Raw genomic sequence first — 15,683 nt, forward strand, 5'->3', positions numbered from 1 at the left:
GCCCCGCGCGGATCAGGCGGGTGCGCCCTCGGGCAGCAGCTCGCCGATCAGCACCTCGACCCGGCGGCGGATCTCGTCGCGGATCGGCCGGACCGCCTCGATGCCCTGGCCGGCCGGGTCGTCGAGCTCCCAGTCCTCGTAGCGCTTGCCCGGGAAGATCGGGCAGGCGTCGCCGCAGCCCATGGTGATCACGACGTCCGACTCGCGCACGGCGTCGGTCGTCAGCACCTTGGGCGTGTTGCCGGCGATGTCGATGCCCTCCTCGGCCATGGCCTCGACCGCGACGGGGTTGATCTCGTCCTTCGGGGCGGAGCCGGCCGAGAGCACCTCGACCCGGTCGCCGCCGAGCGACCGCAGGTAGCCCGCGGCCATCTGCGAACGGCCCGCGTTGTGGACGCACACGAACAGGACCGTCGGCTTCTCGTTCATACGCCGGAGTGTAGGCGGTGCAGCTGAACAGCCGGTGACCGAGTGACCTTCGGCCCACCCCGGTGACCGCGCGCACGGGGAGGCTGAGGGCAGGCCGCAGCCGCCGCGGCCGGCGAAGGGGTGGTGCCGCGTGTTCACGAAGATCGTCGTCGCATGGGACGGGGCGGAGCACGCCGAAGCCGCACTCCGCTGGGCCCTCGCCCGGCCGAGCGACGAGCCGGTCGAACTCGTGCACGTCATCCCCGGCGCCGACCAGTCCAGCGAGTACCTCCGCGCGACCGGCGACCTGCCCGAGGCCCGCATCGAGCTCATGGATCGCGCCGAGGCCGTCCGCCGCGATCACCCCGGGCGCACCATCACGACCGAGACGCTGCACGGGCGTCCCGAGCGCGAGCTCGGCGCCCGCCTCGCCCACGACGTGCTCGTCGTCGTCGGCACCTCGTCGCACGGCCGGGAGTCGGCGTGGACCCTCGGCGCCCGACTCGCCGCGCATCGCACGCGCGGGTCCGTCGCGGTCATCCCGCTCGACTGGGACGCCGCCGAGCGCCGGACGGTCGTCGTCGGCGTCGACGGCTCCGTCGAGTCGATGGCGGCCGTGCGCGTGGGCGTCGAGGAGGCGCGGCGCACGGGCGACGAGCTCCAGCTCGTGCACGCGTGGGTCGTCCCGACCAGCTGGAACTCCGCCTACGTCGAGTACCTCGGCGACGTGCAGCTGATGGAGGACATGCGTCGCGACGTGCTCGACGAGGCGCTCGAGTACGCGCGGTCGCTCGACGCGCAACCGTCCGGCCGGCTCGAGCAGGGCGGTCCGGCGCCGATCCTCGCCGAGGCGTCCCGCACGGCGCGGGTCGTGGTCGTCGGCAGCCACGCGACGGGCGGGATGGCGCGCTTCCTGCTCGGCTCGGTGAGCCATGACGTGCTGCTCGAGGCCGCCGGCCCCGTCATCGTCGTCAGCGACAACGAGTAGCGATGCCCACCACCATCCGGTTCCTCGGCGCCGCCGACACCGTCACCGGCTCGCGGTTCCTCGTCGAGTCCGACGGCGCGCGCGTGCTGGTCGACTGCGGACTGTTCCAGGGCTACAAGGTGCTCCGCGAGCGCAACCGGCGACCGTTCGCCGTCGAGCCGGAGAGCATCGACGCGGTGGTGCTGACCCACGCGCACCTCGACCACTCGGGGTACCTTCCCGCCCTCGTGCGCGACGGCTTCGCCGGTCGCATCCTGGCCACCCCCGGCACCATCGAGCTCTGCCGGGTGATGCTGACCGACAGCGCCTACCTCATGGAGGAGGAGGCCAGGCACGCCGCGAAGCGGGGCTGGTCGCGGCACCGCGACCCCCGGCCGATCTACACCTCCGACGACGTGAAGGCGACCCTGCCGCGCTTCGCCGGGCTCGACTTCGGCGAATCCCGCAGCGCCGCCCGCGGCGTCGACGTGCGGTTCAGTCGCGCCGGCCACATCCTCGGCGCCGCCCAGGTCCACCTCGAGGCCGGCGGCCGGGCGCTCCACTTCACCGGCGACCTCGGCCGGCGGCACGACCCGCTCATGCGGCCGCCCGCCGACCTCGAGCCGTGCGACGTGCTCGTGACCGAGTCGACGTACGGCAACCGTCGCCACGCCGACGAGGACCCGGCCGATCGGCTCGGCGACGTCATCGCCCGGATCACCCGGCGCGGCGGCGTGGTCCTCATCCCCGCGTTCGCGGTCGGGCGGACCGAGACCGTGCTGCTGCACCTCTCGCGCCTCGCCGAGCGCGGCGACCTTCCCGACGTGCCCGTCTACCTCAACAGCCCGATGGCGGTCGACGTGGCCGGCATCTACGAGCGGCACCCCGAGGAGCACCGCCTCGACCACGACGCGCTCACGCGCATGTACCGCCTCGCGACCCGCATCACCACGGTCGACGACTCGAAGCTGCTGAACCTCCGCGGCGGGCCGATGATCATCGTGTCCGCGAGCGGCATGCTCACCGGCGGGCGGATCCTCCACCACATCCAGGCCTACGGCTCCGACCCGCACAACGCCATCGTGCTCACCGGCTTCCAGGCCGGAGGCACACGCGGCGCCGCGCTGGCCGCGGGCGAGCGCAGCCTCCGGATCTTCGGGGAGGACGTCCCCATCCGCGCAGAGGTGACGATGATCGAGGGGATGTCGGCGCATCCCGACGCGGACGAGATCCTCGACTGGCTCCGCGCCGCGGCATCCGCCCCCGGCATGACCTACGTCACCCACGGCGAGGCCGCCGCCGCCGACGCCCTCCGCGCGCGCATCAAGCGCGAGCTCGGATGGGCCGTGCGCGTGCCCGAGCACGGCGATCGCGTCGTCGTCGAGGCTGGCCCGACCTCCCGGCCCGACGATAGCGTCGGAGCCATCGAGGCGATCGACGCCTCGATCTGAGCCGCCCGACCACCACCGACCCCGACCACCGACCGCACCGAGGAGGACCCCATGGACGAGCAGGACGACCGGCCCCCCACCCGCCACCTGGAGGAGGACGAATGCTGGCGGCTCATCGAGGCCGCACCCTACGGACGGGTCGCCGCCTCGGCGGCCGGCGAGGTCGACATCTTCCCCGTCAACCACAAGGTCGACCGCGAGGGCGTCGACGGGCCGGCGATCGTCTTCCGCACCGCGCCCGGCACGAAGCTGCTCGAGCTCACCATCCACTCCAACGTCGCGTTCGAGGTCGACGGCTACAGCGACGAGGAGGCGTACAGCGTGGTCGTCAAGGGCGAGGCCCGCGAGTTCGACCGCGAGACCGAGATCGCGCAGGCCGAGACGCTCGGCGTGACCCCGTGGGCGCCGGAGGAGAAGCCGCGCTGGGTCCGGATCCAGGCGACCGACGTGCACGGGCGCGCGTTCCTGCGCCGCCGTGCCGAGGGGGCGGCGCAGTAGGCCGGGCGGATGCCGCGGCGTGGGCTGCGTCGCGGCATCCGTCGCCCCGGCCGCCTCGGCGAGGCGCCGAGCGGCTCAGTCGACGAGGGCGTCGAGCGACGAGTGCAGGTGCCGCGTGACGATGGCGGATGCCGCGTGGCGAGCCCCGACCTCGAGCGCCTGATCGACGTCGGCGCCGTCGAGCGTGGCGTGCAGCACGCCCGACATGAACGCGTCGCCCGCCCCGTTGGTGTCGACGACCTCGACCGGGACGGCCTCGACGCGGTGCTCCGTGACCGGCGCGCCGTCCGCGGCGCGGGCGACCGCGACGGCGCCGGCCGCGCCGAGCGTGCACACGACCAGCCGTGCCCCGCCGTCGACGACCTCGCGCATGAACGGGAGCGGGTCGGCGCCGATGCGGTCGCCGTTCATGAACACCGCCTGCGCCGCGTCGATGAAGGGCCGGTGGAACTCCGCCGTGCCGTCGTAGTCGTGGATGTCGGTCCAGATCGGGCGGCCCGACGCCCGCGCGTCGGGCACCATCCGGCGGGACCGCTCGGACAGGTCGAGCACGATCGCGGCCGCGTCCTCCATCGCCGCGGTGAGGCGATGGTCCTCCGGACCCGGACGGTCGTCGGGCGTCGACAGGTAGATCGAGACGCGCTCGCCGTGCGGCGTCATGAGGTTCAGGTGGCGTTCGGTGCGGGCGCCGTCGACGGCGTGCAGCTCGAGGCCGGGCACGCGCTCGAGGATGCCGCGCAGGCGCTCGCCGTCGGCATCCGCGCCGATCAGCGTGTGCAGCTCGACCTCGCGGCCGAACGCCGCCAGCCCGAGCGCCTTGCCCGCACCGGTCCCGCCGACGGTCTCGTGGTCGTCGAGCGCGAACTGCATGTGCGGGCGCGGCTCGGGCAGGTGCTCCAGCAGCACGATCTCGTTCCAGGATGCCGGTCCGGAGATGATGACCCTGCCGCTCACGCTGTCGCTCCTCGTCCGCGCCGCGCGCGTCGCGGCACCCGGTCCATCCTGCCGTGACGGATGCCGCGCCGCGAGCGGTGCGCGCGCCCCCGCGCCCCCTCGGGCCACGGGCCGCTACGGTCGGGGGATGCCCGACTCCTTCTTCTGGTTCAACCTGCTCGTCGTGGTGCTGTACGGCGTGCTCATCGCGCTCGCCGTCGCGCTGTTCCTGCTGGTGCTCGCGGGCATCCGCGCGCTGAACGCGTACACGCGCGCGACCACCCTGCGCACCGAGCTGCGGCTGGTCGAGGCGGGCGCGGTCGATCCGGGGCTGGAGCCGCTGAGCCGCTGAGCCGCCGGCCCCGGCCGCTTCGGGCGGCGTCGGATGGGGGTGGCGTCGACTAGGCTCGCCGGCACCCCGGCCGACCGTGAAGGAGCCCAGCATGCCCCGCTTCGACCTGCCCGTCGACGAGCTCCGCGCCTACCGGCCCGACGTCGACGAGCCCGCGGACTTCGACGCGTTCTGGGCCGACACGCTCGCCGCGTCACGGGCCGTCGCCGAGCCGCCTCGCCTCACCCGGGTCGCCTCGCCGCTCACGCTGGTCGACGTCGTCGACGTCGAGTTCTCCGGGTTCGGCGGCGACCCGATCAAGGGCTGGCTCACCGCGCCGGCCGGGGCCGAGGGGCCGCTCCCCGCCGTCGTGGAGTACGTGGGCTACGGCGGCGGGCGCAACCTGCCGCACGAACGACTCCAGTGGTCGGCATCCGGCTACGCGCATCTCGTCATGGACACGCGGGGCCAGGGCAGCGCGTGGGGCACCGGCGGTGGGACGCCCGACCCGCACGGCTCGGGCCCGGCGCACCCCGGCTTCATGACCCGGGGCATCCACGACCCCGCCGACTACTACTACCGGCGCGTGTTCACCGACGCCGTGCTCGCGGTCGACGCGGTGCGCTCGCTCGACCTGGTCGACGCGTCGCGCGTCGCGGTGACGGGCATCTCGCAGGGAGGCGGGATCGCGCTCGCCGCGGCGGGACTCGTCGAGGGGCTCGTCGCCGCGATGCCCGACGTGCCGTTCCTCTGCCACTTCGAGCGCGCGGTGGGCCTGACCGACCAGGACCCGTACGCCGAGATCGAGCGGTTCCTGCGCGTGCACCGTGATGCGGCCTCGACGGTGTTCCGCACGCTGTCGTACTTCGACGGCGTGCACTTCGCGGCGCGCGCCACGGCGCCCGCGTTCGTGTCGGTCGCCCTCATGGACACGATCTGCCCGCCGTCGACCGTGTACGCCGCCGTCAACCACCATGCGGTGGGCGCCGAGGTCGTCGAGTACGCGTACAACGACCACGAGGGCGGTCAGGGCGTGCAGTGGGAGCGTCAGGCCGCCTGGCTGGCGGCGCGTCTCGCCCGCTGACGCATCCGCGTCCGCCGGCGGCTACTCGTGCGCGACGTACCGCTCGATCTCGTCGTCCGAGACCGAGATGCCGGCGTCGGCGAGGCGCTGGCGCAGCAGGGCGGCCTCGTCCGGCGCGTGCCCCATCCGCACGTCCTCCCGCACCTGCACGAGGATGCCGCGGATCCGCTCGCTGCGACTCGCGTCGGTGGCGCCGTCCTCGATCGGGGCGTCCTGGGTGCCGGGGTCGTCGGCCATGGGTTCCTCCGTCCGGGCGGCCCGAGTGGGGACCGGCCCATCGTCGATGCTGCCGCATGCCGCGGCATCCGTCGAGGTGTTGACGCCGGCGGATGCGGCGACGCGCGGCATCCGTCGTCACGCGACCGTGACCAGCACGCGCTGCCATCCGGTCGAGCCGTCGGGCGCGATCGGCGCGCGCTCCTCGACCTGCATCTCGCCGGCGCGGTTCACCGCGCGCGCCGTGACGTAGTGCGTGCCGGGCGCGGCATCCCACTCGAGGAACCACTGCACCCACGTGTCGTCGTTCACCGGCGTCGAGAGCGTCGCCGCCTGCCAGTCGCCGTCGTCGATCCGCACCTCGACGCGTTCGATGCCGACGGTCTGCGCCCAGGCCATGCCGGCGATCACGGCGGTGCCCGCGGCGACGGGCGTCCCCGATCGCGGCGTGTCGATGCGCGACGAGAACTTGATGGGCGCCCGGGCGCTGTACCCCCGTGGCGTCCAGTACGCCTCGTCGGCGGCGAACGTCGTCACCTTCAGCTCGGTGAGCCACTTCGTCGCGGACACGTACCCGTACAGCCCGGGCACGACCATCCGCACGGGGAAGCCGTGCTCCAGCGGCAGCGGCTCGCCGTTCATGCCGACCGCGAGGATCGCGTCGCGGGCGTCGTCGGTGAGCGCCTCGAGCGGCGTCGACGCGGTGAACCCGTCGACGCTGCGCGACAGCACCATGTCGGCGCCCGCCTGCGGTTCCGCCAGGCGGAGGACGTCGCGCACCGGCACGCCGATCCACTTCGCGGTCCCGAGCAGGTCGCCGCCGACCTCGTTCGAGACGCACGTCAGCGTGATCGAGAACTCGTCGAGCCCCATCGCCACGAGCTGGTCGAACGTGAGCTCGACGCGGCGGCCGACCATCCCGTCGACGACGAGGCGCCACGTCGACGGGTCGACCTCGGGCACGGTGAGGGCGGTGTCGACGCGGTAGAAGTCGCGGTTCGAGGTGTAGAGCGGCGACAGCCCGGGCAGGTCGAGCTCGGCGCCCGCCGGCACCGCCACGGTCGTGCGAGGTGCGGGCAGCCGGAGTGCCTCGCGGATCGCGTCGATCGACGAGGTCGCGGCGCTCGCGATGCGCGCGCCCACGCCGACGACGACGGCGGATGCCGCGGCGACGGCGGCCAGCGCGAAGAACCCGCGGCGGTCGACACCGGCTCGTGCGGTGACGTCCTCGGATGCCGCGGCATCCGCTGCCCGGGCGCTCGCCTGCCATGTGCGCAGGCGCCGCACCAGCCACTCCAGCACGAGGACCCCGGCGATCGTGCCGATCACCGCCGGCACCCAGGCCCATGTGGTCGCTCCGGCGCGGGTGACGGTCGCCGCGAGCGAGAGCACGCCCGCGACGCCGAGGGCGACCGAGCCGAGCGGCGGTCGCACGAGCTGCAGCAGCCCCGCGATCGCGCTCGCCACGACGACCGCGGCGCCGAGGCTCGCGAGCAGCACCGGCTTGTCGGCCTCGCCGAACGCCGCGATCGCGAACTCCTTGACCGGCTGCGGCACGATGTCGATCACGAACGCGCCGATCGCGAGCACGGGGCTCGCATCGCGCGCGACGAGCAGGGCCGCGAGCTCGGCCGCGGCGAGGAACGCGGCCGCCGCGATGACGCCGGAGACCGCCGCCCACAGCCGGACTCGGTGTGGGCGTGGGCGGCCGGAGCGGCGGTCGCCGCCGTCATCGCGATCGCGGGTGCGCGGAGCCATGCCCTGTCCCTCCCCGAGCGGGCGGTCGTCGGGCCCGCATGCGAGTGGTTCGCAGCGCGGGCGGAACCGGATTGGACGCTCCCCACGACGGGGCGTATCCGAGCTCCGCGCGGAGGGCGAGGTCGGACCTCGCCGCTCGCTTCCCTCCCGACCGCGTGATCGCGGATCACCGGCAGGATCGGCCGGGCGGTGTCGTGCCGCGCGGCGCGCCTAGGACGCCGTCGCGGCCGTGTCCGTCGACCGTCGCACGGCCGGCCGGCCGCCGAGCAGCACCGCCAGGACCACGGCAAGCGCGAGCCCCGCCTCGAACACGGCCGACAACCACAGTTCGGGCGCCGTGATGACGAGCGAGACTCCGAGCACGACGTGCGCCGCGGAGACCGCGAGCACCAGCGTCCGCCCCGCCTCGACGTGGACGCCGCGGGCGAGGATCACGCCGACGACGACCGCCGCCCCCATGAGCATGTTGTAGACCCCGACGTTGCGGGTCCAGAGGGCGACGGCGTCGTAGTCCCCGGGCTCGATCAGGAAGATCGCGTACAACCCCGGCTCTCGGAAGAAGAACGTCTCGAGCGCGCCGACCACGACGAGCGTGAGCGCCTCGATGACGGCCAGTACCTGCGCGACGGTACTCATGGGGCGCATTCTCCTCTGCGTATCGGCCCTCGGCGACCCCACAGCAGGGCACACCCTCGTCGAACGGCTGCCGGGCCGCCTGTCGGTGGCTCGTGATCGGGTGGGCGCATGGGATTCGACGCGCGGTTCCTCGGGGTCGAGGCGGCGCTGCCCGCGGTTCCAGAGGAGGATGCCGCGGCATCCGTCTCGCTCGACTACCTGCACTTCACGGTCGTGCTCGACACCGCGCGGCGGCTCGCGCGCATCACCGGCGTGAACGTCGACGGCGTGCGCATCGTCGAGGTGCCGCGCGGCGACGACTGGCGGTTCGACGACCGCATCCCGGAGGCATGGCAGGCAGGGCCCGCGGTGTACGCCCGCAACGACCTCGACCGCGGTCACCTCGTGCGGCGGCGCGACCCTGTCTGGGGCCCGCCGGAGGTCGCGGCGCGCGCGAACGCCGACACCTTCCGCTACCCGAACGCGGCGCCGCAGCAGGCAGAGTTCAACCAGTCGCTCGAGCTGTGGAACGGACTCGAGGACCACGTGCTCGCGTTCGCCACCGTCAACGCCCAGCGACTCAGCGTGTTCACCGCGCCGGTGCTCGCGCCCGACGACCCGGAGTACCGCGGCATCCGCGTACCGCTGCGGTTCTTCAAGGTGGTCGCCTGGCGATCGGGTGACGAGCTCGCGACGGCGGCGTTCGTGCTCGACCAGTCGCCCCTCGTCGACGTGACGGATGCCGCAGCGCGGGCGGCGCTCGCCGAGCGGGAGCGGTCGCGCCTCGCGGGCGGGTCCACGGCGGTGCCCGACCTCGGGCCGTTCCGCACGTTCCAGGTGCCCGTGGCCGATGTCGCCGACCTGTCCGGCCTCGACCTGGCCTCGCTCGTCGATGCCGATCGGATGCCGCGGACGGTCGCCGCCGAGGGGTGGCGCGCCGTCACCGGGGCCGACCAGCTGCTGCTCGGAGACTGACCCCGGCCACCCCCTCCCGTCCGGCGCCGGTCGGTGACAGTCTGGGGTGATGGCGGAGCCCGAGCGCGACACCGAGACCCTCCGGACCGACGTGCTCGTCGTCGGCGCCGGCCCCAGCGGCCTGATGGCGGCGAACGTGCTCGCGAAGCTCGGCGTCGACGCCGTCGTCGTCGATCTCAAGCTCGGGCCGACGCGCGAATCGCGCGCGCTCGTCGTCCAGGCGCGCTCGATGGAGCTGTACGACCAGCTCGGCCTCGCCGAGCGCGTCGTCGCCGAGCGCGCCGAGGCGGTGGGTGCGGTCCTCGCGTTCCGTCACCGGGTGCTCGGGCGGCTGCCGCTGGGCGAGTTCGGCGCCGGCTCGACCCCGTTCCCCGAGATCACCGTGCTCGAGCAGAGCCGCAACGAGCGGATCCTCGTCGACGGGCTCGAGGCCCGGGGGCGCGAGGTGCGGTGGGGGTTGAAGCTGGTCGCGCTCGAGCGGGGCGCGGCATCCGTCACCGGGGTGTTCGAGCGGGTCGGCGCCGACGCGTCCGGGGGGACGGTGCGCGTCGAGGCCCGCTACGTCATCGGCGCCGACGGCGCGCATTCCGCGGTGCGCGAGCTGAGCGGCATCCCCTTCGAGGGCGTCACGAACGCGCACACCTTCTTCGTCGCCGACGCGCTCGGCGCGACCGGGCTCGTGGACGGGAACGTCAACATCCGGATGGCGCCCGACGACCTCCTCCTGTCGTTCCCGATGGGCGGGCCCGGGCACGCGCGAATCCTCGGCATCGTGCGCGACGATGACCTCGCCGAGGGCGGACGGCTCCCGGAGTCGCTGGTGCGGTCGCGCATCGCGCGCGGCTTCACCGTCGGCTACCGCTCATCGACCTGGTTCGCCACCTACCGGCTGCACCACCGGGTCGCGGCGCGGTTCCGGGAGGGCCGCTGCTTCGTCGTCGGCGACGCCGCGCACATCCACTCGCCGGTCGGCGGGCAGGGGATGAACACCGGCCTGCAGGATGCGCACAACCTCGCCTGCGCCCTCGCCGACGTGCTCGTCGGGCGCATGCCGGGCCGCCGGCTCGACCGGTACGAGGCCGAGCGCCGACCCGTCGCACGCCGGCTCGTCGCGACGACGGACCGGCTGTTCGGGCTGGTCACGTCGTCGTCGGCGCTCGCGCACGCCATCCGCGGCCGGCTCGTCCCGGCCCTCGGCCCGGGCGCCGTGCGGCTGCTGCCGCGGCTGCTCGGCGGCCGCCGCATGTTCGGCTTCCTCTCGCAGATCCGCATCAGGTACCGGATGTCGGCGGAACCGCCCTCGCGCTCCCAGGTGCGGGACGACGTGGTCGGCAAGCGGCTGCCGTACGCCGGCGGCGACCCGTCGAACTTCGACGCGCTGCGCGCGATGCGCTGGCAGGTGCACGGGTACGGGGCGCCGGCCCAGCTCGTCGCGCGGGTCGCCGATCGGCTCGGCGTGGAGCACCACGTGTTCCCGCCGGCGGCCGCGCTGCGGTCGGACCGCCTGTACCTGGTGCGTCCCGACGGGTTCGTGGCCGCCGAGGCGAGCGTGCCGGCCGGGCGCCGGGCGCCGGCCGGTGCGGTGCCCGCGAGCTTCCGCGAGCAACTCGACGGCTGACGCTCACCGCCGTCGGGTTGCCGCTTTCGCCGGGAACGACGCCGCGATTCCCGGCGAAATCGGCAACGCAGCGGCGTGCGAGGGATGGCGGGCGCGGGCGCCGGGATGCCGCGGGGCGAGGCGCGCGAGGGATGGCGGGCGTGGGCGCCGGGATGGCGCGGGGCGAGGCGCGGGCGCCGGGATGGCGGGCGCGGGGCGCGGGCGCGGCGCGGGCGCCGGGATGGCGGGCGCGGGGCGCGGGGGATGGCGGGCGCGAGGCGCGGGCGCGCGGGGCGGGGACGAAGGTCAGCCGGCGGCGGGCGCGCCGGGGCTCTCGGCGGCATCCGCCTCGGCCCCGTCGGCCGCCTCATCCGCCTCGGCCGACGCGGCGACCGGCACTACCGCGACGCGCGCCGACCAGCTCGTGGCGTCGCGCGACATCGTCCACGGCTCGATGCGGCGCAGGCCGTGGCATCCGAGCACGACCTTCGCCACCCCGTCGGCGAGGTCGCGCGACGACGGCGGGTTCGTGCGAGTCAGCTCATCGAGGCTGAAGGCGTCGACCGCCATCGGCTCGAGTCCGCCGGCGGGGTACAGGAGGAGGTCCCACGACTCGACGTCGTCGGTCACGACGACCCGTCGCAGCTCGGCCCGCCCGGCCTGCTGCACCTCGTCGTCGGTCAGGCTTCCGAATGGCTTCGTCATGCGCGCACCCCTGATCACAGCCGACCACAACCGGGCCCCCGCGAGCGGCAGGCGCGCGCGCGAGTCGCGGGTCGCGCGGGGCGTATCTTCGAGAGGTGCCCCACGAGACCGCGCCGGTGCCGGCGATGACGGATGCCGCGCTCCGCCGCCGCCGGTTCGCGGGCGCGTCGACCCAGCTCGGCACCGAGGTGTCGATCAACTTCGGGTCGTCGCTCGCGGGCCTCGTGATCCCCGTGGTCGGCCCGTTCGTTGTGGTCGCCGTCCGGCAGCTCGTGATGGCCGTCGCGGTGCTGCCGTTCTACCGGCCGAAGCGCGCCGAGCTAACGTGGCGGCGGCTGCGGCCCGCGCTGGCGCTCGGCGTCGTGCTCGCGCTGATGAACGTGTCGTTCTACGAGGCGATCGACCGGCTGGGGCTCGGCGTGGCCGCGACGATCGAGTTCCTCGGGCCGCTGGCGATCGCGCTGTTCACCTCGCGCCGGCTGCTCGACGTGGGGTGCGCGGTCGCTGCCGGAGCCGGGGTGTTCCTGCTGATCGGTCCGTGGGGCGGCGGTGCGGGCGGCGCCGAGGGCGCGACGGATGCCGCGGCGGCATCCGCGTCGGGCGTCGACCCGATCGGCGTGCTGCTCGCCCTCACGGCCGCGGCGAGCTGGGCGGGCTACATCCTGCTGACGCGAAGCGTGGCGACGAAGCTGCCGGGACTCGAGGGGCTCACCGTCGCGAGCCTCGTCTCGCTCGGCCTGCTCGTGCCGTTCGCGATCGCGACGCTCGACGTGGGGGCGCTCGACTGGCGCGTGGTCGGGCTCCTGCTCGGCGTCGGCGTGCTGTCGTCGGCGCTCCCGTACAGCCTCGACACCTACATCCTGCGGCGCATCACGCCTCGGCTGTACGCGATCATCACGAGCTTCGGCCCCGTGATCGCGGCGATCTTCGGGGTGATCGTCCTCGGGGAGCGGTTCACGGCCGTCGAGGCGATCGCGATCGTGGTGGTGTGCGGCGCCGCGGGCCTCGCCCTCGCGACGCAGCGCGACCGCCCGGTGACCGACCTCGAGGCGACGGCGCAGGCGATCCCCTAGGGGCTGGCCACCCGCCGCGGGCCCGCCGCCGCCCCTACTCGTGCAACAACGGACGCAATCCGCGCCGCCATAGCCCCCGATACTGCCCGAGAGGGGGAGACGTCGCCGAGCGGACGGCGCGAGCGGACGGCGCGGACGGCGCGGGCGGGCGGCGCGGACGGGCGGGCGGCGCGGGCGGCGCGGCGGGCGTAGCGTGGGTGGCGGACGCGCGGCGGCGACGCCGGGCGACACGACGTCGAGGAGGACGCGGATGGCCGTCATCGGGTGGATCGGGCTCGGGCACATGGGCGGGCCGATGGCCGCCCACCTCGTCGAGGCCGGGCACGACGTCGCCGGGTTCGACGTCGACGCGCGCATGGTCGAGCAGGCGGACGCGCACGGCATCCGAACCGTGACGGATGCCGCGACCGCGGTCCGCGACGCCGACGCCGTGTTCACGTCCCTGCCGCGGTCGGAGCACGTGCGCCAGGTGCTCCTCGGCGACGCCGGGCGACCTGGCGTGTTCGACCTCGCGCGACCCGGCACGCTCGTGCTCGACACCTCGACGGTCGACGTGGAGACCTCGCGCGCCTGCCACGAGGCGGCCGCGGCGCGCGGCATCCGCTTCGTCGACGCGCCCGTCTCGGGCGGCATCGCGGGCGCGCACGCCGGCACGCTCACGTTCATGCTCGGCGGCGAAGCGGATGCCGCCGCCGAGGCGGCCAGCCTCGTCGAGCCCATGGCGGGCCACGTCTTCACGGTCGGCGGGCCGACCTCCGGCATCGCGGCGAAGCTGGCGAACAACCTCATGCTGTTCATCACGCTGCAGGCGTCGTCCGAGGGCGCGCGGCTCGCCGACGCGCTCGGGCTCGACCCGCAGGTGTTCCACGACATCGCGACCGTGTCGTCCGGCGACTCGTGGCCGTTGCGCACGTGGTACCCGGTGCCGGGCGTGGTCGAGACGAGCCCCGCGAACCGCAACTTCGACGCGACGTTCACCACGGCGCTCGCCGCGAAGGACCTGTCGTACGCGCTCGCCGCGGGCGAGTCCGCCGGACTCGACCTCGCCGCGGGCCGGCTCGCGATGGAACGCTTCGACCGGCTCGTCGACGAGGGGTACGCCGACAAGGACTGCAGCCTCGTCGTGAAGCACGTCGGCCGCGACGGCCGCACGCCGGGGTTCGACCCGGACGCCTGAGCGGCGGGAGGGGCGGCGGCCGATCGGCCGGTCATCGGAAGTACGGGCCGGCGGCGCGCGGCATCCGTTCACCCGGGGTCGCTACGGTGGAACCGGTGCGATTCGAGGAGGTGCGCATGGGCCGGTTCCGGCTGCCGTGGCGGCGGCGCGAGTCGCGCCGCACGATGACGCCGTTCGACCGGTCGCGCCTGCCCGAGGTCACGCTCGCGACCTTCGCCGAGATGCTCGAGGAAGGCCTGATGATGGCCGAATCGGCGGCGAGGATGGCGCTGAAGAACCGCCTCATCGTCGACGCGCTGCGCAGTGAGGACCCGTACACCGACGAGCGCGCCGCCGACCGCGCACGGAGCGTGCTGTACGAGCTGGTGCAGGAAGCCGACGAGGCCGCCGAGCACGTCGCCGAGGAGCGCGAGGTCGCCGCGAAGCGCGAGGGCCGCTCGCAGCACCAGCACGACTACCATCGCGACGACCTGCTGAACCTGCGTCGTCGCGAGAAGGTGCACGCCGCGATCGCGAAGGAGCTGTGGACGCGGCGATCCGACGACGCCTACCTCGCGGGACTCGTCGAGCGGGCCCGCGACGACGCCTGGCACGAGCTCGGCGCGGCCATCGAGCAGGAGCTCGACCGGCGCTGGCCGCGCTACGACGAGGAACCCGACTACGCCGACCACCGCGCCGAGCGCATGGCCGACGTGGGGGACGACCTGCTGCGCGACCTCGCGCGGCTCGAGGCGCAGCGCGCCGTCGAGTCGATCCCCGAGTACTGAGCCGGGCGCGCAGCGGGGAGCGGCGGCCGGGCGCGGCATCCGTCGACCCGGGCGCGGGCGCTGCACACTGGGCGCATGACGCGCAACTGGACCCCGCTCGCCGTCGCCTACCTGGTGCTCGCCGTCGGCGGCCTCGTCGGCACGTGGACGTACAACGCGATCGCGATCTCCGAGGGGAACGACTTCATCGGCGACCTCGTGTCGAGCGGCCCGGCGGTCTCGTCGATCACGACCGACCTGCTCGTCGTGGCGATCGCGGGCAGCATCCTCATCGCGGTCGAATCGCGGCGGCTCGGGATGCGCTTCGCGTGGGCGTACATCCTCGGCTCGGCGCTGACCGCGTTCGCGTTCACCTTCCCGCTGTGGCTCGCGATGCGCGAGCGTCGCCTCGCCGCGATGCGCGCCGAGGCGGATAGCGTTGGCCCATGACCGATGAACACCCCGGCCCCGCCGCGCCCTGGAACGCCGGAATCTGGACCCGCGAGCCCGTCGCGATGCGCACCGACGACGACGGCTTCGTGGTCGAGGCGGCCGAGGGCAGCGACTTCTGGCGCACGACCCACTACGGGTTCGTGCACGACGACGGGCACGCGCTGCTCGCCCCCTGGCCGACGGATGCCGCGGTCGAGGTCTCGTTCGACACGTCGACCTTCGCCGAGCTGTACGACCAGGCCGGCCTCATGCTGAAGCTCGATGCCGAGAACTGGGTCAAGGCGGGGATCGAGCTGAGCGACGGCGTGCCGCACCTCGGCGCGGTCGTGACGAACCGGATGTCGGACTGGTCGCTCGCGGCGGTGCCCGAGTGGGCCGGTCAGGTCGTCACGATCCGCGCGAGCCGGTCGGGCGTGGAGGGCGACGCGATCACGCTGCGCGCACGCGCGGGTGAAGGGGAGTGGCGCACCATCCGGGTCGCGCCGTTCGACGCCAACGCCGCGACGGCGGGCCCGATGGTGTGCGCGCCGACCCGGGCGGGGCTCGAGGTCCGCTTCACGCGCTGGGTGTTCGTGCCCGCCGACGTCGACCTGCACGAGGACCCGCCCGCCGCCTGAGCCCGCGCGGTGCGGCCGGCGGGACCGAAGGCCCGCCGCCCACGCGTGTCGCTCCCTACGCTGACCGCGTCGGGGGAGG

At 74.4% G+C, this 15,683-nt stretch carries 18 protein-coding genes; 12 read left to right on the forward strand and 6 right to left on the reverse strand.

What is annotated here, in order from left to right; genetic code table 11:
* Positions 1 to 12: 12 nt before the first annotated feature.
* Positions 13 to 429, reverse strand: coding sequence for an arsenate reductase ArsC (locus ACUY4T_RS05955; RefSeq protein WP_446017987.1), 417 nt, complete (start codon positions 427 to 429; stop codon positions 13 to 15).
* Between the two features lie 130 nt (positions 430 to 559).
* On the opposite strand from ACUY4T_RS05955, the gene ACUY4T_RS05960 reads away from it, so the two are divergent.
* From ACUY4T_RS05960 to ACUY4T_RS05970, 3 genes are read left to right on the forward strand one after another with little or no spacing between them, the layout of a single operon-like run.
* Positions 560 to 1,396, forward strand: coding sequence for a universal stress protein (locus ACUY4T_RS05960; RefSeq protein WP_446017988.1), 837 nt, complete (start codon positions 560 to 562; stop codon positions 1,394 to 1,396).
* Between the two features lie 2 nt (positions 1,397 to 1,398).
* Positions 1,399 to 2,826 carry an MBL fold metallo-hydrolase RNA specificity domain-containing protein gene (locus ACUY4T_RS05965; protein WP_446017989.1) on the forward strand — a complete coding sequence of 476 codons (1,428 nt, stop codon included), beginning with the start codon at positions 1,399 to 1,401 and terminating at the stop codon, positions 2,824 to 2,826.
* A gap of 51 nt (positions 2,827 to 2,877) precedes the next feature.
* Entirely contained in the window at positions 2,878 to 3,324 is a 447-nt protein-coding gene (locus ACUY4T_RS05970; protein ID WP_446017990.1) for a pyridoxamine 5'-phosphate oxidase family protein, read from the forward strand.
* Positions 3,325 to 3,399: 75 nt separating this feature from the next.
* Here the strand turns inward: ACUY4T_RS05970 and ACUY4T_RS05975 are convergent, their stop codons facing one another.
* The gene (locus ACUY4T_RS05975) at positions 3,400 to 4,278 is read right to left on the reverse strand and encodes a carbohydrate kinase family protein (RefSeq protein WP_446017991.1); all 879 of its coding nucleotides are present in this window, start codon (positions 4,276 to 4,278) and stop codon (positions 3,400 to 3,402) included.
* Positions 4,279 to 4,405: 127 nt separating this feature from the next.
* On the opposite strand from ACUY4T_RS05975, the gene ACUY4T_RS05980 reads away from it, so the two are divergent.
* The gene (locus tag ACUY4T_RS05980) at positions 4,406 to 4,609 is read left to right on the forward strand and encodes a hypothetical protein (RefSeq protein WP_446017992.1); all 204 of its coding nucleotides are present in this window, start codon (positions 4,406 to 4,408) and stop codon (positions 4,607 to 4,609) included.
* A gap of 91 nt (positions 4,610 to 4,700) precedes the next feature.
* A complete protein-coding gene (locus ACUY4T_RS05985) occupies positions 4,701 to 5,672 on the forward strand; it encodes an acetylxylan esterase (protein ID WP_446017993.1) in 972 nt (323 codons plus the stop codon).
* Between the two features lie 21 nt (positions 5,673 to 5,693).
* Here the strand turns inward: ACUY4T_RS05985 and ACUY4T_RS05990 are convergent, their stop codons facing one another.
* From ACUY4T_RS05990 to ACUY4T_RS06000, 3 genes are all read right to left on the reverse strand, one after another.
* Positions 5,694 to 6,020, reverse strand: a complete 327-nt coding sequence (locus ACUY4T_RS05990; protein WP_446017994.1) for a hypothetical protein — start codon at positions 6,018 to 6,020, stop codon at positions 5,694 to 5,696.
* 6 nt (positions 6,021 to 6,026) lie between these two features.
* A complete protein-coding gene (locus ACUY4T_RS05995; protein ID WP_446017995.1) occupies positions 6,027 to 7,646 on the reverse strand; it encodes a molybdopterin-dependent oxidoreductase in 1,620 nt (539 codons plus the stop codon).
* A 210-nt stretch (positions 7,647 to 7,856) separates the two neighbouring features.
* Positions 7,857 to 8,282: a DUF1304 family protein gene (locus ACUY4T_RS06000; protein ID WP_446017996.1), complete on the reverse strand. Its 426-nt coding sequence runs from the start codon at positions 8,280 to 8,282 to the stop codon at positions 7,857 to 7,859.
* A 108-nt stretch (positions 8,283 to 8,390) separates the two neighbouring features.
* Here ACUY4T_RS06000 and ACUY4T_RS06005 point away from each other — a divergent pair, with 108 nt between their 5' ends.
* Positions 8,391 to 9,236, forward strand: coding sequence for a DNA/RNA non-specific endonuclease (locus ACUY4T_RS06005; RefSeq protein WP_446017997.1), 846 nt, complete (start codon positions 8,391 to 8,393; stop codon positions 9,234 to 9,236).
* Positions 9,237 to 9,285: 49 nt separating this feature from the next.
* A complete protein-coding gene (locus ACUY4T_RS06010) occupies positions 9,286 to 10,854 on the forward strand; it encodes an FAD-dependent monooxygenase (protein ID WP_446017998.1) in 1,569 nt (522 codons plus the stop codon).
* Positions 10,855 to 11,139: 285 nt separating this feature from the next.
* On the opposite strand, the gene ACUY4T_RS06015 is transcribed toward ACUY4T_RS06010, so the two are convergent.
* On the reverse strand, positions 11,140 to 11,538 hold the full coding sequence (locus ACUY4T_RS06015; RefSeq protein WP_446017999.1) for a hypothetical protein: 399 nt from the start codon (positions 11,536 to 11,538) through the stop codon (positions 11,140 to 11,142).
* A 95-nt stretch (positions 11,539 to 11,633) separates the two neighbouring features.
* Between ACUY4T_RS06015 and ACUY4T_RS06020 the strand changes: the two genes are divergently transcribed.
* The 5 genes from ACUY4T_RS06020 (at position 11,634) to ACUY4T_RS06040 (ending at position 15,604) form a co-directional block, all read left to right on the forward strand.
* Positions 11,634 to 12,611 (forward strand): EamA family transporter, encoded by a 978-nt coding sequence (locus ACUY4T_RS06020; RefSeq protein ID WP_446018000.1) that lies wholly within the window; start codon positions 11,634 to 11,636, stop codon positions 12,609 to 12,611.
* A 193-nt stretch (positions 12,612 to 12,804) separates the two neighbouring features.
* Positions 12,805 to 13,788 carry an NAD(P)-dependent oxidoreductase gene (locus ACUY4T_RS06025; protein ID WP_446018001.1) on the forward strand — a complete coding sequence of 328 codons (984 nt, stop codon included), beginning with the start codon at positions 12,805 to 12,807 and terminating at the stop codon, positions 13,786 to 13,788.
* A gap of 95 nt (positions 13,789 to 13,883) precedes the next feature.
* Positions 13,884 to 14,555, forward strand: a complete 672-nt coding sequence (locus tag ACUY4T_RS06030) for a hypothetical protein (protein WP_446018002.1) — start codon at positions 13,884 to 13,886, stop codon at positions 14,553 to 14,555.
* A 75-nt stretch (positions 14,556 to 14,630) separates the two neighbouring features.
* Complete coding sequence (locus tag ACUY4T_RS06035; RefSeq protein ID WP_446018003.1) at positions 14,631 to 14,984, forward strand: DUF2834 domain-containing protein; 354 nt, start codon at positions 14,631 to 14,633, stop codon at positions 14,982 to 14,984.
* Positions 14,981 to 15,604: a DUF1349 domain-containing protein gene (locus ACUY4T_RS06040; protein ID WP_446018004.1), complete on the forward strand. Its 624-nt coding sequence runs from the start codon at positions 14,981 to 14,983 to the stop codon at positions 15,602 to 15,604. Before ACUY4T_RS06035 ends, ACUY4T_RS06040 begins: the two co-directional genes overlap by 4 nt.
* Positions 15,605 to 15,683 lie beyond the last annotated feature (79 nt).

It is taken from the genome of Agromyces arachidis (assembly GCF_052805135.1).